Here is a 23,511-nt window from a genome sequence, read left to right on the forward strand (position 1 = left end):
TGTAACAATTTTATTTACAACCTTTAAAAAGCCTTATTTTAGGAAATTTTAAGACTTTTTCAAAATAATCCGTATTTTAAAAAACTAAACCTTATATGTTTTTTTCGATATTTATTTTTATCTTGATATTTCAAACAATTATATTTTACCACTTCGAGGAATAAAACAAATAATTTCAAACAAAAAATCCCTTTTTCGAATGAAAAAGGGACTGTGATTGTTTACTATATTTAAAATTTAAATCTTATAAAATCTGTCTTAAAACAAATTTTTCGACAGATACAAGACCAATTCTCCGATATCTTCACAAACCGCATTCATGGCCGGTTGATGGTTCTGATACCAAACACCCGTCCCATCTGGAATATAGCCTCGTTTGATGTACAATCTCTGGGCAGGTCCATACCCTGAATGGAGCCCAACACCAAGGGTCACCTTATCCGATATGAGCCTAACTCGTTTTTCTGCTTCTTCCAGCAAGAGATTTCCAATACCTTGATTTTGAAAGGGCTCAAAAACATTGAAATCTGAAAGTTCTGGAGCCATTCCATCAAAGGGACCCTGCTTAGCATCGGGTAAAATCGTAATGTAACCCGCTACAGCACCCTCAACCTCTGCAACTAAAACTTCTCTCTCCCCACTTTCTTGTTCCTTAAAGTATCGAGTTAAAATCTCCTCTCTACTTGGCCAACCTTGGCTGATAAATCCTCGAGATAGATCTTGTATGTCAGATTCTTGCATTTTTCTAATTGAACATGTCGTCTTCATAAGTTGCTCCTTTATAGCTTTCTTCTACCATTATAGCACGATAATAAAGATTAAAAGAAAAAACCTAGTAAGACAAAAGAATCTTACTATGTCAACAGGAAATCCTTTCTAACAAAATCCTATAAAAATCTGAAAAAGAGGTCCACCCAGACTGAACTCGCCTTCTCATTTCAAAGCTCGTGAAAAAAAGACCCGTAAGGATCTTAATTCGCTTTCTTATTTACGAGCTCATGAAAAAGAGGTCCACCCGGACCTCAACTCGCTCTCTCATTTCAAAGCTCGTGAAAAAAAGACCCGTTGGGGTCTTAATTCGCTTTCTTATTTACGAGCTCATGAAAAAGAGGTCCACCCGGACCTCTTTTTTAATCTTCGTTTACGAAAGGCATCAAAGCCATTACGCGTGCGCGTTTGATAGCTGTTGTTACTTTACGTTGGTTTTTAGCTGAAGTTCCTGTTACACGACGTGGAAGGATTTTCCCACGTTCTGAAACGAAACGGCTAAGAAGTTCAGTATCTTTGTAATCAACATATTCAATTTTGTTTGCTGCGATGTAATCAACTTTTTTACGGCGTTTGAATCCGCCACGACGTTGTTGAGCCATGTTTTTTCTCCTTTATAGTATTAATTGTCCATTAGAATGGTAAATCATCATCTGAAATGTCCAATGGATTGGTTGCTCCAAATGGATTTTCAGAACGTGAAAAGTCTGGTACTGGGTTTGCAGGTGCTGATTGACCAGCAGTTGGTGCAGAATAGGCTCCACCTGAATGTCCTTCGCGCACTCCGCGGCTTTCCAACATTTGGAAATTCTCAGCCACGACTTCTGTTACGTAGACACGTTGTCCTTGCTGGTTATCGTAACTACGAGTCTGGATACGGCCTGTGATCCCGATAAGAGAGCCTTTTTTAGCCCAGTTGGCAAGATTTTCAGCCTGTTGGCGCCACATAACGACATTGATGAAATCAGCCTCACGTTCACCATTTTGACTCTTAAATGTACGGTTTACTGCAAGAGTAAAAGTCGCAACTGCTACATTTGATGGGGTATAACGCAACTCAGCGTCACGTGTCATACGCCCTACAAGTACAACATTGTTAATCATAATTTACCTTCTTACGCGTCAAGTTTGACGATCATGTGACGAAGAATGTCAGCGTTGATTTTTGAAAGACGGTCAAACTCTTTAAGAGCTGCGTCGTCGTTTGCTTCAACGTTAACGATGTGGTAAAGTCCTTCACGGAAATCTTGGATTTCGTATGCAAGACGACGTTTTTCCCATGATTTTGATTCAACAACAGTTGCACCGTTGTCAGTCAAGATAGAGTCAAAACGTGCTACCAAAGCGTTTTTCGCTTCTTCTTCAATGTTTGGACGAATGATATAAAGAATTTCGTATTTAGCCATTGATATGTTCCTCCTTTTGGTCTAATGACCCCTAGTCTTTGCAAGGGGTAAGTGAGGTTTGCTCACAATAAACTATTATACTAGAAAAACTGATAGATAGCAAGATAAAAGTGAAAAAAGAAGATGAAAACATCTTCTTTTTACTAGTTTATGGTTTGATACGGTGTAACATACGTGGGAATGGAATGGCTTCACGGATGTGTTTTGTACCTGCTGCGAAGGTTACCATACGCTCGATACCGATACCAAATCCTCCGTGTGGTACTGTACCGTATTTACGAAGGTCAAGGTAGAATTCATACTCTGTACGATCCATGCCAAGTTCTTCCATCTTAGACACAAGGGCATCGTAGTCTTCCTCACGCATAGAACCACCGATGATTTCTCCGTAACCTTCTGGAGCGAGCAAGTCCGCACAAAGCACGCGATCTGGATTTCCAGGAACTGGTTTCATGTAGAAGGCCTTGATAGCTGCTGGGTAGTTCATGACAAATGTTGGCACACCAAAGTGGTTTGAAATCCATGTTTCGTGTGGTGAACCGAAGTCATCTCCATGTTCCAAATGCTCGTAGTCAGCATCTTCATCATTTTCATGCTCTTGCAAGAGGTCAATGGCTTGATCGTAAGTGATGCGTTTAAATGGCTCAGCAATGTAGCGTTTCAAGAGCTCTGTATCACGTTCCAAGGTTTCCAAGGCTTGAGGCGCACGATCAAGAACACCCTGAAGAAGGGCTTTTACATACGCTTCTTGCAAGTCAAGTGACTCATCGTGTGTCAAGTAGGAGTACTCAGCATCCATCATCCAGAACTCAGTCAAGTGACGGCGCGTTTTTGATTTTTCAGCACGGAATACTGGACCAAAGTCAAAGACACGGCCAAGAGCCATAGCTCCTGCTTCTAGGTAAAGCTGACCTGATTGACTCAAGTAGGCTGGCGTTCCAAAGTAATCTGTTTCAAAGAGTTCTGTTGAATCTTCTGCTGCATTTCCTGAAAGAATTGGGCTATCAAACTTCATGAAGCCGTTCTTGTCGAAAAACTCATAAGTCGCATAGATAATCGCGTTACGGATTTGCATAACCGCTACTTGCTTACGAGAGCGGAGCCATAAGTGACGGTTGTCCATCAAGAAGTCAGTTCCGTGTTCTTTTGGTGTGATTGGGTAGTCTTGAGATTCACCGATCACTTCGATGTCTGTAATATCGAGCTCATAACCAAACTTAGAACGTTCGTCTTCTTTGACAATTCCTGTCACATAAACAGAAGTTTCTTGGCTCAAGCGTTTGATTGTGTCAAATTTTTCAAGACCTACCTCTTCACCAAATTTTTCAATAAAGTTTGGTTTAAAGGCTACACCTTGGAAGAAGGCTGTTCCATCACGCAATTGCAAGAAGGCAATTTTTCCTTTTCCTGATTTGTTGGCAACCCAGGCTCCGATGGTCACTTCTTGACCAACGTAGTCTTTTACTTCGATGATTGTTACACGTTTTGTCATAATCTATCTTCCTTTTTTCGTTTAACTTGTCCGAAGACATCATTACCCACTATTTTACCATAAATAGACTGCGATAGCTAGGTTCGACTAGAGAAAATTCGCGAGATTTTCGTTACAAAAAATCTTCGCCAAAAAGGCGAAGATTCTAAGTTTTATTTTTCCATAAACTGGTGCAAACGACGAATAGCTTCTTTCAAGGTATCCAAGTCTGTGGCATAGCTGAGACGAACATTTTCTGGTGCTCCAAATCCAGCTCCTGTAATCAAGGCCAGTCCGACTTCTTCGAGAATAGCTGTTGTAAACTCTGTCACATCGGTATAACCCTTCATTTCCATCGCTTTTTTAACATTTGGGAAGAGATAGAAGGCACCTTGGGGCTTGACAACTTCGAATCCTGGCACTTGGCACAAGAGTGGATAAATGGTATTCAAACGTTCTTCAAAGGCTTGACGCATGGTTTCAACAGAGTCTTGCGGTCCAGTTAGGGCTTCAATGGTAGCATATTGAGACACTGCTGTCAGATTTGAAGTCGTTTGTCCTGTTAGTTTGCTCATAGCAGCGATAATTTCAGGATTTCCCACCGCATAACCTACCCGCCAACCAGTCATGGCATAGGCCTTAGATACACCGTTAATTACGATGGTTTGCTTGCGAATGTCTTCTGACAGACTAGAGATTGGAACAAATTCGTTCCCGTTATAAACCAAACGGCCATAAATATCATCTGCTAGGATAAGGACATCATGCGCAACAGCCCAATTTCCAATAGCCATGAGTTCCTCACGAGAGTAAATCATACCGGTCGGATTCGATGGCGAATTGAGAACCAAGACCTTGGTCTTATCTGTTCGAGCTGCTTCTAGCTGCTCTACTGTTACTTTAAAGTGATTGTCTTCCTTTGCCTGGACAAAGACTGGCACACCTTCTGCCATCTTGACCTGGTCTCCATAGCTGACCCAGTATGGTGTAGGAATGATGACCTCATCACCTGGATTGACCACAGCCATAAAGAAGGTGTAGAGAGAGAACTTGGCACCAGTGGCAAAGGTAACCTCGTTAGCCGCTACGGAATACCCATAGTAGCGTTCAAAATAGGTATTAACCGCCGCTTTTAACTCTGGTAGGCCTGAAGCAACTGTATAAAAGGAAGCTCGTCCGTCACGAATCGCTTCCACCGCCGCATCCTGAATATTTTCAGGAGTATGAAAATCTGGCTGTCCCAAGGTTAAGAAAAGAACATCTTTTCCTTGAGCTTTTAATGCTTTGGCTCTTGCATCACTGGCTAGAGTGACACTTTCTTCCATTTCTAGTACACGTTTGGATAGTTTCATATGCCCTCCTTATCGGATCACTACTCCTGTTTCAAAGTCGACCAGATAGAACTGGTTTCCTGACTTAACTTCCCAAATCGGCTTGTCCTGATAACGACCAAAGGTGATTTTGTCAATGTCGCTAGCTCCTTTTTCCCTCGAAATCGTCGCTGCCTTGTCTTGAGAAATCCCCTTATCAAGCTGATAAACATAAATCTTATGGTCATTCTTTTCAATCAGTACGGCAATGGCCTCTTGCTTTTTATTATGTCCCAGAACACTGTAATAACCCTCTAGACCATTGTAGAAATCAACCTGATCTGCCTGTTCCAATTCTGCATACTGCTTGGCCAGTTTTTCTCCCTCAACTCTAGCATCTTGATAGGGTTTCATGCTGAGGGAAATCAGGTAAAGAAAGGATCCAGTCAACACTAGTAGCACCAGAGAAATGCCGATTCCGTATTGTATAAGTAGCTTGTTTTTTGCTTTTTTCTGTCTTAGTTTCACTCGTCTATTTTACCATCTCTCCTCCTTTATTACAAGTGAAGACAGGAACATTCTGAGATAATTTCCCTATAAAATCCATGCCTCTTGTATTTCTATTTATTTATTGATAGAATACCCTTATGAAACAATATTTGAAAAAGAAAATTTCCGATAATCAACTAGACTTAAAAACGGCTATCGTTCTCAATAAAGCGATGCGAAGTTTTAAACCTTATGAAACCAAGGCTGCCAAAGAACACGGACTAACCCCTACTCAATTTTCCGTTCTGGAAACTCTCTATAGCAAGGGAGAACTGCGTATTCAGGATTTGATTGAAAAAATGTTGGCCACTTCTGGAAACATGACTGTTGTTATTCGAAACATGGTCCGAGATGGCTGGATTTCTAGAACTTGTGACCCAAAAGACCGTCGTTCTTTTTTCCTGAAACTAACACCAGCTGGACGCAAAAAAATTGAAGAGGTTCTTCCTGACCATATTAACTTTATTGTAGATGCTTTTAGTATCTTGGAAGATGAGGAAAAGGAAGATTTGATTCGGATTTTAAAAAAATTTAAAAATTTGTGAGCAAAATTATTGCTAATTAGTATTATTTGTTGTAACATAGACGGTAACAAAAGAGTTCGCTCTTTGAATTTTAAACTAAAGGAGACATATCATGTCTAAAAAAGTACTATTTATCGTCGGATCATTACGCCAAGGTTCTTTCAACCACCAAATGGCCCTTGAAGCTGAGAAAGCACTTGCCGAAAAAGCTGAAGTTAGCTATCTTGATTACTCAGCTGTTCCCCTCTTCAGCCAAGATCTTGAAGTTCCAACTCATCCAGCTGTAGCTGCCGCTCGCGAAGCTGTTCTTGCTGCCTATGCCATCTGGATTTTCTCTCCAGTCTACAACTTCTCTATCCCTGGAACAGTGAAAAACTTGCTTGACTGGCTCTCGCGTGCCATTGACTTGTCTGATACACGTGGTGCTTCTGCCCTCCAAGACAAGTTTGTTACTGTCTCATCTGTAGCCAATGCCGGTCACGATCAACTCTTTGCTATTTATAAAGACCTCTTGCCATTTATCCGCACACAAGTCGTTGGTGATTTCACTGCTGCACGTGTCAATGACTCTGCTTGGGCAGACGGAAAATTGGTGTTAGAAGAAACAACTGCTTCATCACTTGCCAAACAAGCTGACAACCTTCTTACAGCCATCAACTAATCCAGCAAAAACCAGCTCGAATGAGCTGGTTTTATGCTTGTTTCACAAAGACGAGTTCTAAATCACTTGATAAATCAGGTCGATAATCAAAACCTGCAAAACTGAGTTTGCGAGCTTGTTCAACAGTTTGAACTTGCCCTTCTATCAAGGCGGTCAAAAAGGCCCCACGCGCTTTCTTAGAAATGGTTGAGTGGATTTTCAACTGCCCAGCCTTGTCCTCCATAAATTTGAAGGTCACTATCTTTTCTCTGATTTCCTTAGAAAATACAGTTTCAAACTCTGATGATAAGAGAGAAAAAATGACTTCTTCACCCCTCAAAGCTTCATCGTAGGCTGATTTCCAATGACTCTTTAGGGTTTTTCCAGCCACTTTTAACTTCATCAAGAAGTCCAAACGGTGAGGAGCCATGGGAGATAGGGCAGGAACTACGCCATAAAAAGCTGATGTAATTAAAACATGATTTTCAAGATAGGTTTGTTCAGCCTCGGTTAAACCATCTCGTTTGATGTGGCGATACATGAGACCATCAAAGAGTTTCAGGGCTGGATAATTCTTAGCCCTCTGATCTTTTAGAGCTTGAATATGAGCGTACTCTTCTTCCGCTTTCTCGGCTGATACCTTATAAAAACTTTCTAATTCACTAGCTGAGTAGTGCGCCAGTGAGTCAAGGACTGCCTGACTTTCTTCACTCAAAGGGAGCGCTTCGACAATAGGAAGGTTTGTGTTCATATCTTTAGCTGTTGGGATTAAAATTTTCATATTGTTAGTGTAGCATATTTTTCAATCACGACCAAGAATTTCATCTTAAAAACCTCGGTTTAGACCGAGGTTTCTTTGTTTACTGCACTTTAAAGGTTTTGAGGTAATTATCTTTTCCAACTTGACCTTCGAAGGATTGGCCATTTTCAAGGTAAGGAAGGTCGTCTGACACGGAAGCCTTGACCTTATAAATCTTGCCATCAACTTTGAAGAAGTAAACGGTATCCCCCTTGATGACAGCTGATTTAAGATCTGAAACCACTCCCTTGATGTTTTCTACCGTTTCATTATCCAACTCTAGGTCATTTTTATTGGCATATTTGCTGAGGAGTTCATCTACCGTAGCTGCTACGATGACGTTTTGGTACTCCACGGCATCGACCAATGCATATTCCTTGACCAAGCCTGCATTGTCCTTTAAGCCCATGATATAAAGAGGCTTGTCATTGAGATTAACAAGGATAGGGAAGGTAGCCTTGTAGGCCTTCTCTTGCACTGCTCCTTCTGCGGAAGCACGGGCTGATTCTTCAGTTGCTGAAGCTAGATTGTACTTGGTGATTTCACCAGTGCGCATATTTTCAAGGATAAATCCTAGATTACTTTCGTCAGCATTTGCTGAAGTCACTCCCGTGTAGAGATAAATGTCATTTCCGATAGAAAGATAGTTATAGCCCTCTGTCGTTTGGGTAACATTTTTCTTAGAAATCAAGGCATTCCAGAAGCCGTCTTTATACTTGCCGTTGTAGTTGATTTGTTCGATAGTTTCTTCGGCTGGATAGACACGGTCCACCCATTCTGGCACCTCATCCAAGCTGTATTCCTTGGTTTCTCCATTGGTAGCATCTAAGATAATAACAGATGAAGGACGAGGAACTCCTAGACCAAACTGTTTTTGATAAACGGTTGCTACATAGAAGGGATTGCCTTCATCATCCACCTCAAAGGATGGCGTTTTAAAAATCTTGGTTGGGTACTTGATTCGAAGATGACGTTTGACATCACGATTAAAATACTCAGAGTCTGAATACTTCATGGGCGTTTTTAAATCCACTAATTCCGCATTTCCTGTCACCATATCAACCTTGATATACTCACCAATTCCCTTGGACTGATTATTAAACCATTTGATCGGGTCGGCATACTCTAAAGGTGTCACCCGATAGGGCTTTCCATCAACAGTCAGCTGGGTATAAGTATCTGCTGCTACGTACTGGGAGACCTTATCCGTCAGAGAGCCTAGGTAACGGTCACCAATCTTTTCTGCAGTGCTCCGATCTAGGATTGGAACCTTACTGGTATCACTCTTAGGAAAATCTTTAAAATCTTTTTCTGTGATAGACACCACATTAGCATAATTTTTGGCTTGGAAAAAGCTAGAGGTCACTAGGCTTACCAGACCAGCGAGTGCAAAGATGATACCTGCAGTCAGAAACAATCCTCTACTAAGTTTGGTAAAAAGAAATCCTTCTAGATTGAGTTCGTTGGTAACCTTGCCATGGCGTAGGTGAACTGTCTTGACCAAATTGGTACCCTTGCGGAAACTAAACAAAATGCCCATCACCACTAGATGCCCACAGAGAAAGAAGATGAATTCCCAGCTAGTCAGATTGAAGGGTGGTAAAAAGATATACCAGGTCGTCGCGACCAAAACAAGTTCAAAAAGGATGCGTTTCATCTGAGTTCCTCCTAAATAATCCGTCCTTCCAAATGATCCAGTTCATGTTGGCAGATCTGAGCTGGAAAACCTGTTAGCGTAATGGTCTGCTCCTGCCACTTACTATCACGATAGGAAACCGTAATCGTTTCATAACGAGTCGTTGGTCTCACTCCTGTCAAGGATAAACAACCTTCCTCTGTCTCGTAAGGTCCTTTATAGGAAAGGAGAATGGGGTTAAACATAACCATGGGAACTAGACCAAGATTAAAGATAATCACGCGCTTCTGCACACCAATCATATTAGCCGCCAGACCGACACAGGTCTCTAGATTAGCCAGCAGGGTATCCTGCAAATCCTTAGCCAGATAAAGGTCTTCTTGACTTGCAGGTTTCGAGACCTGCGACAAGAATAAGACATCTCGGACAATTCTCTTTTCCATTCTCTTACGCTCCTTACAACTTTACTTTATTATAGCACAAAAGGGGGCAACTTCTAGTCCTTTCCCTCAAATGCAAAAAAAGTCATCCGAAGATGACTTTCTTTTTAAATCGCATTCTTATCAAGACCAAGTTTACGTTGAACAAACTTAACGATTTCGACGATAAGTATCATTGAGAAGCTTCCAGCTAGAACAATACCCCATTGTGACAAGTCCAGTTTGGTAACATGGAAGATACCTTCAAGCGGTTCTACGACGATTGTTGCCATGAGAAGGATGAAGGATACCAAGATGGACCAGTTAAAGGTCTTAGACTTGAATGGGCCAACTGTCAAGATGGATTGGTAAACAGACTTGACATTGTAGGCATGGAATAGTTGAATCAAACCAAGGGTTGCAAAGGCCATAGTAAGGGCATCCGCATGAATGGCATGATTGTCACCCACATGAACTGGGTAAGCAATTGCAAGTCCATAAACACTCATAACAATAGCTGCTTGGAGTACACCTTGATAGATGATAGAACTCAAAACACCACCTGAGAAGAAGCTTGACTTACGTCCACGAGGTTTGTGGGTCATAACACCTGGCTCAGCAGGTTCAACACCAAGAGCGATAGCTGGGAAGGTATCGGTTACCAAGTTGATCCACAAAAGATGAACTGGCTGCAAGACGTCCCAACCAAACAAGGTTGATAAGAAGATAGTTAATACTTCAGCAGTATTGGCAGAAAGTAAGTACTGAATGGTCTTTTGAATATTTGAGAAGACCTTACGTCCTTCTTCAACTGCGACGATAATGGTCGCAAAGTTATCATCCGCAAGAATCATGTCAGAAGCTCCCTTAGAAACCTCTGTACCAGTGATTCCCATACCGATACCGATGTCGGCTGTTTTCAGAGCTGGCGCATCATTAACACCGTCACCTGTCATGGCAACGACCTTACCTTGGTTTTGCCAAGCTTTCACGATACGAACCTTGTGCTCCGGAGATACACGCGCATAAACAGAGTATTGACCAACGACTTTTTCAAATTCTTCATCAGAAAGTTCGTTAAGCTCAGCACCAGTCAAGACACGGTCTTCCGAGTCATTTTCATCGATAATTCCCAAACGTTTGGCAATAGCTTCTGCTGTGTCTTGGTGGTCACCCGTAATCATGATTGGACGGATTCCCGCTTCCTTAGCGACACGAACGGCTTCTGCCGCTTCGGCACGCTCAGGGTCAATCATCCCAATCAAACCAGTAAAGATCAAGTTGTTTTCAAGCTCTTCAGAAGTAAGATTTTCTGGAATACTATCTATAATCTTATAAGCACCTGCAAGGACACGCAAGGCTTGGTGAGCCATTTCCGAGTTGTTTGTATGGATTAATTCAGTGACTTTCTCATCAATCGGAGCAACATCTCCAGCCTTATCACGAGCAACACAACGTTTCAAGAGTTGATCTGGAGCCCCCTTGACTGCCACGAGGAATTTACCATCTGGCAATGGATGAACCGTTGACATGAGTTTACGATCTGAGTCAAACGGTAATTCAGCTACACGAGGATATTTCTCTAAGAACCCTTTAACATCGTAACCCTTGTCCAAGGCATACTGGATGAAGGCTGTTTCCGTTGGATCCCCAATCAGGTTTCCTTCAGCATCAATCTTGGTATCGTTGGCCAAGACAACAGAACGAAGTAGGGGCATGTCCAAGCCAAGTTCAATCTCATCAGCTGAGTCATGTAGGACTGCGTCATAGAAGACTTTCTCGACTGTCATCTTGTTCATGGTAAGTGTACCAGTCTTATCAGAAGCGATGATTTCAGTCGAACCAAGTGTTTCGACTGCTGGCAACTTACGAACGATAGAGTTTCGTTTGGCCAAAACTTGAGTACCAAGGGCAAGAACGATCGTCACGATAGCTGGGAGTCCTTCTGGAACGGCTGCAACAGCAAGCGCAACAGAGGTCATCAACTCACCAAGTGGATTTTTTCCTTGAATGAAGACACCAACAACAAAAGTAACAAGGGCAATGACCAAGATAGCATAGGTCAAAACCTTAGAAAGGTTGTTCAAGTTTTGTTTGAGTGGCGTATCTGTCTCATCCGCATCTTGGAGCATGCCAGCGATATGACCCACTTCAGTATACATACCTGTATTGACAACAACACCAAGACCACGACCGTAGGTCACGTTTGAGTTTTGGAAGGCCATATTGACACGGTCACCAATACCAGCATCTGCAGCGAGTTCTACAGTCAAATCTTTTTCAACTGGAACAGACTCACCTGTCAGAGCTGCTTCTTCGATTTTAAGAGAATTAGCTTCTAGCAAACGTAGGTCTGCTGGCACTACATCACCTGCTTCGAGAGCTACGATATCACCTGGTACCAATTCTTTGGAATCAATCTCAGCCATGTGTCCATCACGAATAACGCGAGCAGCTGGACTAGACATAGATTTGAGGGCTTCGATGGCTTCTTCTGCTTTTCCTTCTTGGTAAACACCAAAGGCAGCGTTGATGATAACCACAGCAAGGATAATGATGGCATCTGCGATATCTTCCCCACCAGAAGTTACGACTGACAAGATAGCCGCAGCAACTAGGATGATAATCATCAAATCCTTAAATTGCTCGATAAATTTGACTAGGAGAGATTTTTTCTCACCCTCTTCCAGTTCATTGCGTCCATATTCAGCTAGGCGTTTCTGTGCTTCGCTAGACGAGAGACCTTGCTCAGTTGCTTCAACCGACTTCAAGACCTCTTCAGGACTTTGAGTATAAAACGCTTGGCGTTTTTGTTCTTTTGACATGTGTCTCCTCCTTGACATTGTGTGCAAAACAAGTTCTCTTTTAGTTTTATGACAAACAAAAAGAGACCTGTTAATCATAACAAGTCTCGCTGTTTAAGATAGTGCCGGAAAACATACTTTTCAGTATACAATTCGGAATGACGACACTATCACAGGTTTCTGCCAGCTACTCCCTTGAGTAGTACTATTATATCAAAATTTGAAAAGTTTTCAAGGGTTAAAATCAGATGAAACACTTTCTGAATCAAAAGTACGTTCACTGATAATATATCTAGGACGACGTTTTGTTTCCAGATAAATTTTTCCAACATACTCACCAATTACACCCAAACTAATCAATTGAACTCCACCAAGTAAGCTAACTATTGCATAGGTGCTCGCCCAGCCAGCCACGACTGTACCAGCAAACTTACTCCATATAACCCAAATAATCAATAGAAAACTAAAGAGTGACGTCAAAACACCAAGACTTGTAATCAACCGAATCGGTTTTATTGATAAACTTGTAATACCATCCATAGCCAAACCAAGCATTTTAGACAGTGGGTAATGGCTCTCACCAGCAATTCGTTCATGTCGCTTATACGATACGTAAGAATATTTAAAGCCAACTAAAGGCATTAAACCACGAAGAAAAAGATTGACCTCAGGGAATTTTTCTAATTCCTTCAAGAATCTTTTAGAAACCAATCGATAGTCAGCATGATTAAAAACGACTTCTGCTCCGAATAGGCGTAAAACTTTATAAAAACCTTCAGCTGTAATTCGTTTAAAAGCAGAGTCCGTATCACGGTTATCACGTACACCGTAGACAATTTCAGAACCGCTTTTATATTCTTCAATCATTTTATCCATACAATTGATATCATCTTGTCCATCGGCATCAATAGTAATGACAATATCAGCAAACTGAATGGCCTCATACATACCTGCAAGTACACTACTTTGATGACCTCTGTTACGACTTTGCGATACACCAACCACAGAAGGGATAGATTTAGCATAACTTTCTATCAGTTCCCAAGTCCGATCCTTACTACCATCGTTTACATACATAATTTTACTATGGCAGTGGATTTCTTCTTTCTTTATTAATTGTTCAATTTTTTCAACAAACATTGGATTAGTATGCGGTAAGACTTGTTCTTCGTTATAACATGGAACAACGATATATAAAATTGGCTTGTGTCTACTCATCTCTTTCTCCTAATCTTTTTATCCCAAAAGGAAAGTTGGTTCCTCTAAACATCCTGACTATCAATTCACAGCCCAAAATTGTTAATATAACTACAAAAACTGTCGTTATATATTGATTAACAAAAATTCCAGTATATTTCGTAGACAATTCTTTAACTAATTTTTCTACTAACACCAGAACTATCGGCGAATGTACTCCATAATAAATCAACGTTTTTTGGCCGATTGATTTCAAAATGGAACTCTCTGGAATTGTTTTAAAAAATATAAGAACACTCCAAATTCCTGAAATAGCTGCCAAGTAAAATAAGAAATGATTCCCAATTTGCTGATAATACAAATCAACAATTTGATAGCCACTCACTCGATAGTTTAGTTTACTGCTATAATTGGTAAGAATAAGTCCAATCGGTAAAAGGTAAATTGAAAAATACTTTTCTAATTGATGTAAATTATTCTTAGTCCATACTCCCAGCAAGATGAAAATCAGAGCAACAGGAACTAAATCAATATTCCAAATTAAATAATACTCCCTCTCATATACCTTCTGTCCGAGATAGACCAAAACCAAGAGAGATAAGATTATTATCACCCACTGGCTCAAATTCCATCTTCTCTTTAAAATAAAGTAACTGAAAACATGAGCCAAAAACATCACATTCAAAAACCATAATTGAAAATAAATATGCAAACGATCTGAAATCAGTAACTGTTTTATAAAATGAAGAATATCAAAACTCAGAACCTGATCAGGGTACATAACAAAAAGTTGAAACAGAAAAACAAAACTATTTAGCAAGAAAAAAGGAATAACTAAACTCTTTACCTTATTTAAACAATAGCCTGAGAAGGTTTCGTATTTTCTAACATTCAAAGTAAAACCAGATAAGAAAAAGAACAACGGTATGTGGAATGAATAGAGAAGCAACTTTGCATTGTTTGGAACGAAGCTACTATGTCCAATGATAACTAATATAATTGCTAAACCTTTAGACATATCTATGTAACCAATTCGGTTCTTCATACTATCCTCCTGTTCCTAATTTTAAACGATAAACGCTCATATCTGAAGTGACAGATTCAACTTCCTCAAAGTAAACATCCTTCTGATAATGTTCTTTCATAATTTTTTTAACACTATCCATATTCCCTGAGGAAGTGGACCAAAAGAAGAGAATATTCTGATTGTTGATTGCAGAAGACAACAGATTTTCAGGTTCTTCAACTCCGTATCGTTTCATTTGTTCATAATAATGAGGAGAAAAAGTTTGCCAATTTCCTAATGTAGTTGTATTTGTCACTAACTGATTGGGTCTTAATTTAAAAGTTGACAATGTAGGCTGTGAAGAAACCAAAGTGCCATATCCACCAAAAACAATAAGTTTATCCGAATTCCTCTGTACAAGATTTTGGTACTCTGAGACTACTGACGATTGAATATAGGGAAACCAATACAGTTCTTGTCCAAGCTGATTTATCCATACTGCTCCTCCTAGTATTCCCATTATTTGTAAGCTAAGGAACACCTTCCTCTTATCAAATAAACATCTTTTTTCATAAAATGATCGAGCATAAAAAATAAATACTAATAAGAAACATACTATTAGAGGGATATATACGCGCTCTACTACCCTCTGTCTAACAAAGAGAGCTCCAATTAAAAGTAAGGGGGAAATCGGTACAAACCATCCGTATAGCTTCTTAGGCTTAAAAATCAAGAACCAACTAATCAGTACTAAAGAGAAGGTTGTCAGTATACTATTCTTAAAAAAATCTGATATCATCTGAGGCAGATTAAACGAGTATTTCTCTGAGAGGGAGCGAACAGATTGAATGTTTGTTAAAAGAGTATTGCTTAAGGCTTTTTTTTCAGCAAATAACCAGTAGGTGGAGACATTCAAATCATTCTCACTTACTCCCAAAGCTTCAAATTCATTCGCATGTCTTTGATAATCAATAGCAGGATAATCTCTCAAATTCGTACTTAGGGCATTCCATGTCAAATACTCCTGTACGTCAGCTTTCCCTAGTGTATATAGTTTATTGGAAGCAAAAATCAGTAAAATGACGCTAAATAATAAAACAACTTCTTTTCTTTTTTTAGAAGATATCCACTCAAAGAGCAGAAAAGGGAATAACAGTAAAATAAAGCTTGATATAATTTGAGGTCGAATGGATAAACCAATGAACAATAGTGATAGTCCTGAAATGTACCTTTTGTCAAATAGTAAAAAAGTTGCTGCTGTAGCTGATAAATATGCGATAACGGAAAAAGAAAAATATTTAATAAGTATCAATTGGGCTAAAAACACAATTGGAAGCAAAAGATACAGTTTTTTCTTATAAAAAAAGATAGCATAGACACCAAAACTAATACAATAAATACTAACTAAAAAGATAAAAAAAATATTCCAATCAGTAAAAATTTTTTGAAGAAAGACCAACCCTGTAGATAATAAAATTCCTACATAGGGTAATAGCATATTATCCCCAGATAATATAGTTTGATTCACCATGATATCATCTACTACAGGATATTCAAAACCTCTCATCGATATATAGAGATAAAAAAATAAAAATGGCAAAAATAAAAAACTTAAGCTAAGTAGCCTACTGACCATATTTTTATTTATCATTACAAGCTCTCTTTCGAATAAATATTACTCTTCAATTCTACCACATTTCCTTATAAAAAACTAGCTTACCTCCAATCTTGTAAGCCTATATCGTTTGAATTTTCCTTTGAAAACCAGTATAATGTAAGAATACTATATGCCTAGAAAGGAAGTCCGATGAACCAATCCATGTCAAATCTCAAATTGGCAGAGCGCGGAGCCATTATCAGCATTTCGACCTACCTCCTCTTGTCTGCTGCAAAATTGGCAACTGGCCACCTCCTGCATTCTTCCAGTTTGGTGGCAGATGGTTTCAACAACGTATCGGACATCATTGGAAACGTTGCTCTCTTGATTGGGATTCGGATGGCCCGCCAACCTGCAGACCGTGACCATCGCTTTGGTCACTGGAAGATTGAAGATTTGGCTAGCTTGATTACTTCCATCATCATGTTCTATGTTGGTTTTGATGTGCTTCGGGACACCATTCAGAAAATCCTTAGTCGGGAACAAACACCTATTGATCCTTTGGGAGCGATTCTAGGAATCATTTCAGCAGCGGTCATGTTTGCTGTTTATCTCTATAACACACGCCTCAGTAAGAAATCCAAATCCAAGGCTCTCAAGGCAGCTGCTAAGGACAATCTTTCCGATGCTGTCACCTCGCTTGGGACGACCATTGCTATCCTAGCCAGCAGTTTCAATTACCCTATCGTGGATAAATTGGTCGCTATCATCATCACCTTCTTTATCTTAAAAACAGCCTATGATATCTTTATCGAGTCTTCCTTCAGTCTTTCAGATGGTTTTGATGACCGTCTGCTAGAGGACTACCAAAAGGCCATCATGGAGATTCCAAAGATTAGTAAGGTCAAGTCCCAAAGAGGGCGTACCTACGGTAGCAATATCTACCTTGATATCACCTTAGAAATGAATCCCGACTTATCAGTCTATGAGAGTCACGAAATTGCGGACCAGGTCGAATCCATGCTGGAAGAGCGTTTTGGAGTCTTTGATACCGATGTCCATATCGAGCCAGCTCCCATACCTGAGGACGAGATTTTAGACAATGTCTATAAAAAACTGCTCATGCGTGAGCAATTGATTGACCAAGGAAATCAGCTAGAAGAACTCCTTGCTGAGGACTTTCTCTATATCCGTCAAGATGGAGAGCAGATGGATAAAGTCGCTTATCAAGCCGAAAAAGAACTTAAAGCTGCTATTAAGGATATTCAAATCACTTCCATTAGTCAGAAAACCAAGCTCATTTGCTATGAGCTAGATGGTATCGTCCATACCAGTATCTGGCGTCGCCATGAGACTTGGCAAAATACTTTCCACCAGGAAACTAAAAAAGAAGACAAACAGTGACCCTATCCAGTGGATAGGGCCTTTTTGATTATTCTACTTTAAGCAAAGACAGACTATGACGGTTTGGAAGATTTGCTTTTCGAAGCTTGTTTTGCCTCTTTTCTTGCTTGACGATTTTGTTCGATACGCCATTCTCTTTCATAGTACTTCATGATCTCATAGACCCTTTCAGGAAAATCTACATCTAGTAGAATGATAGGGATGATCAAATCTGCTGACGGATGAAAAGGGAAACACCTTCTCTTCAGTAGAGCTAGAAGTGATTGGGATTTCACATTTTCCTTGTTTTTAAAATAAACTTCAATCCGATAGGAATTCCTATACTTTCCTCCAATCCGAGAGAAGGAAAATTCCTCTACATCTGCCCAAGCATAGAAATGACTGGGTTTCTTTGGATTCGGTTTGTAGTAAAACCCCTCAACTGTGCATCTCAAATACTCCTTATCCAAGCTTAACAGTCTGTATGTCTGATAAATGACTACTCCAGCACAAAAGAGGACAACTAGCATAAACAAAAGACTTATCGCATGAAGTTTGCTCCCCTTTTCCGAATACGAATAGAGATAAGATAGAGGTAACAAGACGAAAAGACCGAACAAGGTATTCCAAATGATTTTCTTGGGACTACGTTTAATGATTTTTTCTTCCATCATGCCAACTCACTTAGGTATTCATAACGTTCGTATTTTTCAAGAAGTGCTTCGTTTTTCTCGTCTAGCTCTTTCTGAAGCGTCGCCAATTTGCCAAAGTCAGAGCCATTTGCCTGCATTTCTTCTTCAATAGCAGCGATACGATTTTCCAAGGCTTCAATATCGCCTTCAATGCTTGCCCACTCCTGCTTTTCTTGGTAGGTCATGCGTTTCTTGTCTTCACGGACCTTGACCACTTTCTCCTTTTCGGCCTTTTGCACTTGATTGGCCATCTCTGTTTCAAAGGCTTTTTCATCAAGATAGTCGGTGTAATGGCCAAAGAAGGGAAGAATCTTGCCATCCTCAAAAGCGAGAATCTTGGTCGCTACCTTATCCAAGAAATAACGATCGTGGCTAACTGTCAAGACAGGACCTGCAAAGCCCCGCAAGAAATTTTCCAAGACTGTCAAAGTCGCAATATCTAGGTCATTGGTCGGCTCGTCCAAAAGAAGAACATTGGGTTTTTCCAAGAGCAGTTTGAGGAGATAAAGACGCTTTTTCTCTCCACCAGACAATTTCTCAATCAAGGTTCCATGCGTCGAACGTGGGAAGAGGAACTGCTCTAGCAACTCTGCAATGGAAGTCGTAGAACCACCACTGGTCTTAACCTCTTCTGCTACTTCCTGCAGGTAATTGATAACGCGCTTGCTTTCATCTAAACCTTCAATTTGTTGAGAGAAATAGGCAATGCGAACCGTCTCACCGATGATAACTTGACCTTTAGTCGGCTCAAGACTTCCTGCGATGAGGTTTAGAAGAGTTGACTTCCCGACACCATTATCCCCAACGATTCCGATACGGTCTTTAGCTTGCACTAAGAGATTAAAATCTTGCAAAATGGGCTTGTTCTCATAAGCAAAGGAAACATTCTGAAACTCGATGACTTTTTTCCCAATCCGACTTGTTTCAAAGTTCATGGTCAAGTCTGTTTCAGCAACGCCACCTGAAACTTCTTTTTTCAAATCGTAGAAACGATTGATACGGGCCTGTTGCTTGGTCGCACGGGCCTGTGGTTGTCTACGCATCCAGGCTAATTCTTGCTTATAAAGTTGTTCCTTTTTGTGGAGAAGTGCTGCATCACGCTCATCTTGTTCAGCCTTGAGGCGAACATAGTCCTGATAATTTCCCTGATACTCGGTCAAGCCTGCTCGGTCCAACTCGAAAATCCGCGTTGATAGTGCATCTAGGAAATAACGATCGTGGGTGATAAAGAGAACTGTCTTCTTAGAATTCTTCAAAAAAAGAGTCAGCCACTCAATGGTCGCAATGTCCAGGTGGTTGGTCGGCTCGTCCAGAAGCAAGAGGTCGTGGTTTCCTAGGAGAACTTGCGCCAACTGGACCCGTCTTCTGAGACCGCCTGACAATTCACCAACTGGAGTCGACAAGTCCTGAATACCTAGCTTACTGAGGACCGTCTTGACCTGGCTTTCAATTTCCCAGGCTTGGAGAGAATCCATCTCTGCCATGACCCGTTCCAAACGAGCCTGCTTGTCCTCACTGTAATTGAGCATGATTAACTCATACTCACGAATCAACTGGATTTCCTTGAGGTCGCTAGAGAGAACCGTATCCAAGACCGTCTTGCTATCATCAAAATCAGGATCCTGTGTCAAGTAGCCAATCTTATAGTCATTCTTAGCAGAAAAAGGACTGACATCCCCATCAAAGCCAGAAACGCCAGAAAGGACGTCTAAAAGGGTGGTCTTACCCGTCCCATTGACACCTATTAGACCGATTCTATCCAAGTCATGGATGATAAAGGAAATATCCTTAAAAACGGTCTTGTCACCAACGGATTTGCTTAGTTTTTCAACGATAAAATCACTCATTTTTTCTCCCTCAGGTAAGCATGGATAGCTTGACGATCATTTTCCAACTCTCCATCGACAATGGCAAACTCAATCTCTGTTAAAATCTCTCCCAAGTCTGGTCCTGGCTGGTAACCATATTCCTTAATCAAAATTCCACCGTTAATCTGAATTTCTTTCTTGTCATGAATGGTCAAACTATGGTAAGTTTCTTTGATGGTTTGTGGGTTGACTTCTTTCCCTTGGGCCTGACGAAGACTTTCAGCTTGTAGAAGGGAATGCAAGTCAAATCGGTAACAATCGCGCTTGCTCAGCTCACCTTCTTCTCGCAAAGCCAAAATAGTCAGCAAATCCTGAACCTGCTTAGCAAACTGGCGTGAGGTTTTCCAAGCTTTCAAAAATGGCTGTGCATCTTTAATCTCCAAAGCCCACAAGAGAGCTGCCCAGGCTTGTTCGGAAGACTCAAAAGTGAAATCATTCTCCAAATCAAACAGTCTGTTGAGCTTGTCCTGGCTTCCTGCCATATCTGGAAGATAGTCATAAGCTTGACTTTCAATCATGGAAGACAGACCCACTCGCCAAAAAGGTGCCAGCAAGAGTTTATCAAACTCAACGAAGGTGCGCTCTACAGAAATTTTCTCCAAGAGTGGCGTCAAAGCCCTCATCGCCTCAAAAGTTTCTGGCTCAAGTTCAAAACCAAGACTGGCCTGAAAACGAAAACCACGCATTATGCGCAGAGCATCTTCATTGAAACGCTCACTAGCCACCCCAACCGCTCGCAAGACTTGGTTTTCCAAATCTTCTAAACCATGGAACAAGTCAATGATTTCGCCTGTCTCATCCAAGGCGAAGGCATTGACTGTGAAATCACGGCGCTTGAGGTCTTCTTCTAGCGAACGCACAAAGGAAACCGCGCTGGGCCTGCGATAGTCCACATAGACATCCTCGGTCCGAAAGGTGGTTACCTCATACTCTTCATCCCCATCTAAAACCAAGACGGTTCCGTGCTCGATTCCAATATCGGCTGTTCGCGGAAAAATCTGCTTTGTCTCCTCTGGATAGGATGATGTCGCGATATCCACATCGTGGATGGGACGATTGAGGAGGGCATCTCGAACAGAGCCTCCAACAAAATAGGCTTCAAAGCCTGCTTCTTTAATTTTTTCTAATACTGGTAAAGCCTTCTGAAATTCAGAAGGCATTTGCGTTAATCTCATAATAAGTGTTCTAATCCATAGACAAGCTCATGACGCTTGACAACTTCTTTGATTCCCAAATTGACTCCTGTCATGAAGGAGCTGCGATCATAGGAGTCATGACGAAGGATCAATCCTTCTCCCTGATTGCCAAAGATAACTTCTTGATGAGCTACTAAGCCTGGCAAACGAACTGAGTGGATCCGCATGCCATCAAAATCAGCACCACGGGCACCAGCAATCAATTCTTCCTCATCAGGCGCACCTTGTTGGATAGACTCTCGCACTTCCGCCATCAACTCAGCCGTTTTAATGGCTGTTCCGCTCGGAGCATCTTTTTTCTTGTCATGGTGGAGTTCAATAATCTCCACATTTGGGAAATATTTAGCTGCTTGTGCTGCAAATTGCATAAGCAAGACAGCACCCAAGGCAAAGTTTGGAGCAATCAAGCCACCCAAATCTTGTTCACGGGAAAATGCTTTTAGTTCTGCAATTTCGTCACTAGTGAATCCAGTTGTTCCTACGACAGGAGCAAAGCCATTTTCAAGGGCAAAACGCGTATTTTCGTAAGCAACGGCTGGTGTCGTAAAATCCACCCAGACATCCGCTTCAAAACCAGCCAAGTCAGCCTTATCATTAAAGACAGGAATCCCCTGCCACTCTGACTCAGACTCAAAAGGATCCAAAACTGCGACCAAGTCCAAGTCTGGATCAGCCAAGACCATCTGACAAGCAGCTTGGCCCATTTTTCCCTTAAAACCGGCAATAATTACTCGAATACTCATCTCTACTCCTGTCTAAGATACAAAGCCTGTAAGAACACAAAGTGAAAATAGGAGTTCTGATCAAGGAGTGTCTACTCCTTGGAAGAACTATATTTTTCACACAGGGTTCCAGGCGTGTTCAATTATCAAGATACAAAGGACGTTAGCTGCCCATGAAAAATAGGGAATGGCGCTGACTTTCCATGAAAGGCAAGACAGACATCTTTTTTCAAGAGGCAGGTAGGCCGTGTTCAATTGCTAAGATACAAAGTCTGTAAGAACAATTTAGACGATTGGTGTATAGCTCAAGGCGATACTACCTTCTCCAAGGTGGGTCCCAATGACACTACCAAAGGTTTCAATTGGAATTTCAGCAGTCACACCACTCTCCATCAAAAGCTGACGTAAATCCGCTGCCTTTTGAGGAGCGTTCCCATGGATGACTGTTATACGGTAGTCCCCATCTTTTGTCAACTCCTTGATGATTTCCACCAAACGTTTGATTGCTTTCTTTTCTGTACGAACTTTTTCGTAAACTTCAATCACTCCTTGGTCATTAAAGTAAAGAATAGGCTTGATACTGAAGAGATTCCCTAAGATGGCAGCACCATTTGACAAACGTCCTCCCTTAACCAAGTGGTCGAGGTCATCTACTATGATAAAGGCTGAATTATCAGCAATTTGGATAGCCAACTTCTCCTGAATCTGGGCAAAATCATCGCCTTGTTCTGCCCATTCAAAGGCACTCTCTACCATAAATCCGAGAGGGGAACTTGTGATATGGGTATCCGGAAAGGCAATGGTCAAGCCATCATACTCATCCAACATGTATTGGATGTTCTGATAAAAGCCTGAAATTCCTGACGAAAGAAAGAGTCCCAAGACATGGGTATAACCCTCGTCTTTCAAAGAACTAAGAATCTCATCCAATTTGGCAATACTTGGTTGACTAGTTTTAGGCAATTCTGCAGACTGAGCCATTTTTTGATAAAATTCCTCAGCAGTTAGATTGACACCTTCAACATACTCCTCTCCATCGATATTAACAGGAATATCCAAGATAAATAGATTCTCTCTTTGCAGCGTCTTCTCCTCTAAATAGGCTGAAGAATCTGTAATGACAGCTAATTTCATGACTAAAACTCCAAATTGATCCCTGGAAGATCCAAGGCGATTTCTGTTACTTCATACGTCAAACGATTGAGCATGTTCAAACATGGACGTGCCAAGGTTTCGACTTCTTCTTGGTTAAATTCGCTTGGTTCGTTAACAATACGACCTTCCACATGGTTAACTTGAGAAATCGTTCCACTGATGACAAATTTGTCAAAGACAATCATGAAACTCAAGATAACGACTAAAGAAGTCACTTGATTTTCTTGGTCATGTTGGAGCAACTGAAAGTTCACGTCTACCTTGGTTTCAGGAGCTCCATTTTCATTTTCCCATTCAAAGTTACGAGCATCAAAGTGATACTGGCTAACAAATTCTTGTTCTCGTTTAAGATTCATTTTTCTCTCCCAT

The 23,511-nt window shown here is 40.9% G+C and carries 23 protein-coding genes; 3 read left to right on the forward strand and 20 right to left on the reverse strand.

Features of this window, described 5'->3' with window-relative positions; genetic code table 11:
- Positions 1-258: 258 nt before the first annotated feature.
- From AXF18_RS00200 to AXF18_RS00230, 7 genes are all read right to left on the reverse strand, one after another.
- Complete coding sequence (locus AXF18_RS00200) at positions 259-768, reverse strand: GNAT family N-acetyltransferase (RefSeq protein WP_065371303.1); 510 nt, start codon at positions 766-768, stop codon at positions 259-261.
- 362 nt (positions 769-1,130) lie between these two features.
- Positions 1,131-1,370 carry a 30S ribosomal protein S18 gene (gene rpsR / locus AXF18_RS00205; RefSeq protein WP_000068664.1) on the reverse strand — a complete coding sequence of 80 codons (240 nt, stop codon included), beginning with the start codon at positions 1,368-1,370 and terminating at the stop codon, positions 1,131-1,133.
- A 31-nt stretch (positions 1,371-1,401) separates the two neighbouring features.
- Positions 1,402-1,872 carry a single-stranded DNA-binding protein SsbA gene (gene ssbA / locus AXF18_RS00210; protein ID WP_000609595.1) on the reverse strand — a complete coding sequence of 157 codons (471 nt, stop codon included), beginning with the start codon at positions 1,870-1,872 and terminating at the stop codon, positions 1,402-1,404.
- Positions 1,873-1,883: 11 nt separating this feature from the next.
- Entirely contained in the window at positions 1,884-2,174 is a 291-nt protein-coding gene (rpsF, locus tag AXF18_RS00215; protein WP_001151782.1) for a 30S ribosomal protein S6, read from the reverse strand.
- A 148-nt stretch (positions 2,175-2,322) separates the two neighbouring features.
- A complete protein-coding gene (gene asnS, locus AXF18_RS00220) occupies positions 2,323-3,669 on the reverse strand; it encodes an asparagine--tRNA ligase (protein ID WP_172837212.1) in 1,347 nt (448 codons plus the stop codon).
- 149 nt (positions 3,670-3,818) lie between these two features.
- A complete protein-coding gene (locus AXF18_RS00225) occupies positions 3,819-4,997 on the reverse strand; it encodes a pyridoxal phosphate-dependent aminotransferase (protein ID WP_042902728.1) in 1,179 nt (392 codons plus the stop codon).
- 9 nt (positions 4,998-5,006) lie between these two features.
- A complete protein-coding gene (locus AXF18_RS00230; protein ID WP_065371305.1) occupies positions 5,007-5,483 on the reverse strand; it encodes a DUF5590 domain-containing protein in 477 nt (158 codons plus the stop codon).
- Between the two features lie 119 nt (positions 5,484-5,602).
- Between AXF18_RS00230 and AXF18_RS00235 the strand changes: the two genes are divergently transcribed.
- Both AXF18_RS00235 and AXF18_RS00240 read left to right on the forward strand, forming a co-directional pair.
- Positions 5,603-6,049 (forward strand): MarR family winged helix-turn-helix transcriptional regulator, encoded by a 447-nt coding sequence (locus AXF18_RS00235; protein WP_065371306.1) that lies wholly within the window; start codon positions 5,603-5,605, stop codon positions 6,047-6,049.
- 91 nt (positions 6,050-6,140) lie between these two features.
- Positions 6,141-6,689 (forward strand): NADPH-dependent FMN reductase, encoded by a 549-nt coding sequence (locus AXF18_RS00240; RefSeq protein WP_065371307.1) that lies wholly within the window; start codon positions 6,141-6,143, stop codon positions 6,687-6,689.
- Between the two features lie 31 nt (positions 6,690-6,720).
- On the opposite strand, the gene yaaA is transcribed toward AXF18_RS00240, so the two are convergent.
- The 7 genes from yaaA to AXF18_RS00275 all read right to left on the reverse strand — a co-directional run bounded on the left by yaaA (position 6,721) and on the right by AXF18_RS00275 (position 16,180).
- Positions 6,721-7,449, reverse strand: coding sequence for a peroxide stress protein YaaA (gene yaaA, locus AXF18_RS00245; protein WP_065371308.1), 729 nt, complete (start codon positions 7,447-7,449; stop codon positions 6,721-6,723).
- Between the two features lie 79 nt (positions 7,450-7,528).
- Positions 7,529-9,124, reverse strand: a complete 1,596-nt coding sequence (locus AXF18_RS00250; RefSeq protein ID WP_065371309.1) for a hypothetical protein — start codon at positions 9,122-9,124, stop codon at positions 7,529-7,531.
- 11 nt (positions 9,125-9,135) lie between these two features.
- Positions 9,136-9,546, reverse strand: coding sequence for a peptide deformylase (locus AXF18_RS00255; protein WP_049550533.1), 411 nt, complete (start codon positions 9,544-9,546; stop codon positions 9,136-9,138).
- Between the two features lie 104 nt (positions 9,547-9,650).
- Positions 9,651-12,347 (reverse strand): cation-translocating P-type ATPase, encoded by a 2,697-nt coding sequence (locus AXF18_RS00260; RefSeq protein ID WP_049500636.1) that lies wholly within the window; start codon positions 12,345-12,347, stop codon positions 9,651-9,653.
- A 210-nt stretch (positions 12,348-12,557) separates the two neighbouring features.
- A complete protein-coding gene (locus AXF18_RS00265; RefSeq protein WP_049500638.1) occupies positions 12,558-13,544 on the reverse strand; it encodes a glycosyltransferase family 2 protein in 987 nt (328 codons plus the stop codon).
- Positions 13,537-14,568, reverse strand: a complete 1,032-nt coding sequence (locus AXF18_RS00270) for an acyltransferase family protein (RefSeq protein ID WP_049500641.1) — start codon at positions 14,566-14,568, stop codon at positions 13,537-13,539. Before AXF18_RS00270 ends, AXF18_RS00265 begins: the two co-directional genes overlap by 8 nt.
- A gap of 1 nt (position 14,569) precedes the next feature.
- Positions 14,570-16,180, reverse strand: coding sequence for a hypothetical protein (locus AXF18_RS00275; RefSeq protein WP_049500643.1), 1,611 nt, complete (start codon positions 16,178-16,180; stop codon positions 14,570-14,572).
- Positions 16,181-16,336: 156 nt separating this feature from the next.
- On the opposite strand from AXF18_RS00275, the gene AXF18_RS00280 reads away from it, so the two are divergent.
- A complete protein-coding gene (locus AXF18_RS00280) occupies positions 16,337-17,530 on the forward strand; it encodes a cation diffusion facilitator family transporter (protein WP_049500645.1) in 1,194 nt (397 codons plus the stop codon).
- A gap of 53 nt (positions 17,531-17,583) precedes the next feature.
- Here the strand turns inward: AXF18_RS00280 and AXF18_RS00285 are convergent, their stop codons facing one another.
- The 6 genes from AXF18_RS00285 to AXF18_RS00310 form a co-directional block, all read right to left on the reverse strand.
- Complete coding sequence (locus AXF18_RS00285; RefSeq protein ID WP_065371310.1) at positions 17,584-18,183, reverse strand: hypothetical protein; 600 nt, start codon at positions 18,181-18,183, stop codon at positions 17,584-17,586.
- A complete protein-coding gene (locus AXF18_RS00290) occupies positions 18,180-20,048 on the reverse strand; it encodes an ABC-F family ATP-binding cassette domain-containing protein (RefSeq protein ID WP_049500648.1) in 1,869 nt (622 codons plus the stop codon). Before AXF18_RS00290 ends, AXF18_RS00285 begins: the two co-directional genes overlap by 4 nt.
- Positions 20,045-21,244, reverse strand: coding sequence for a CCA tRNA nucleotidyltransferase (locus AXF18_RS00295; protein ID WP_070800035.1), 1,200 nt, complete (start codon positions 21,242-21,244; stop codon positions 20,045-20,047). Before AXF18_RS00295 ends, AXF18_RS00290 begins: the two co-directional genes overlap by 4 nt.
- The gene (dapB, locus tag AXF18_RS00300) at positions 21,241-22,008 is read right to left on the reverse strand and encodes a 4-hydroxy-tetrahydrodipicolinate reductase (RefSeq protein WP_033630048.1); all 768 of its coding nucleotides are present in this window, start codon (positions 22,006-22,008) and stop codon (positions 21,241-21,243) included. The genes AXF18_RS00295 and dapB overlap by 4 nt, the downstream gene beginning before the upstream one ends.
- Before the next feature lie 264 nt (positions 22,009-22,272).
- Positions 22,273-23,121, reverse strand: coding sequence for a DegV family protein (locus AXF18_RS00305; RefSeq protein WP_049489761.1), 849 nt, complete (start codon positions 23,119-23,121; stop codon positions 22,273-22,275).
- A 2-nt stretch (positions 23,122-23,123) separates the two neighbouring features.
- A complete protein-coding gene (locus tag AXF18_RS00310) occupies positions 23,124-23,498 on the reverse strand; it encodes a DUF1149 family protein (protein ID WP_001050092.1) in 375 nt (124 codons plus the stop codon).
- Between the last annotated feature and the right edge of the window lie 13 nt (positions 23,499-23,511).

The sequence above is a fragment of the Streptococcus sp. oral taxon 064 genome (assembly GCF_001683375.1).
Taxonomy (GTDB): domain Bacteria; phylum Bacillota; class Bacilli; order Lactobacillales; family Streptococcaceae; genus Streptococcus; species Streptococcus oralis_S.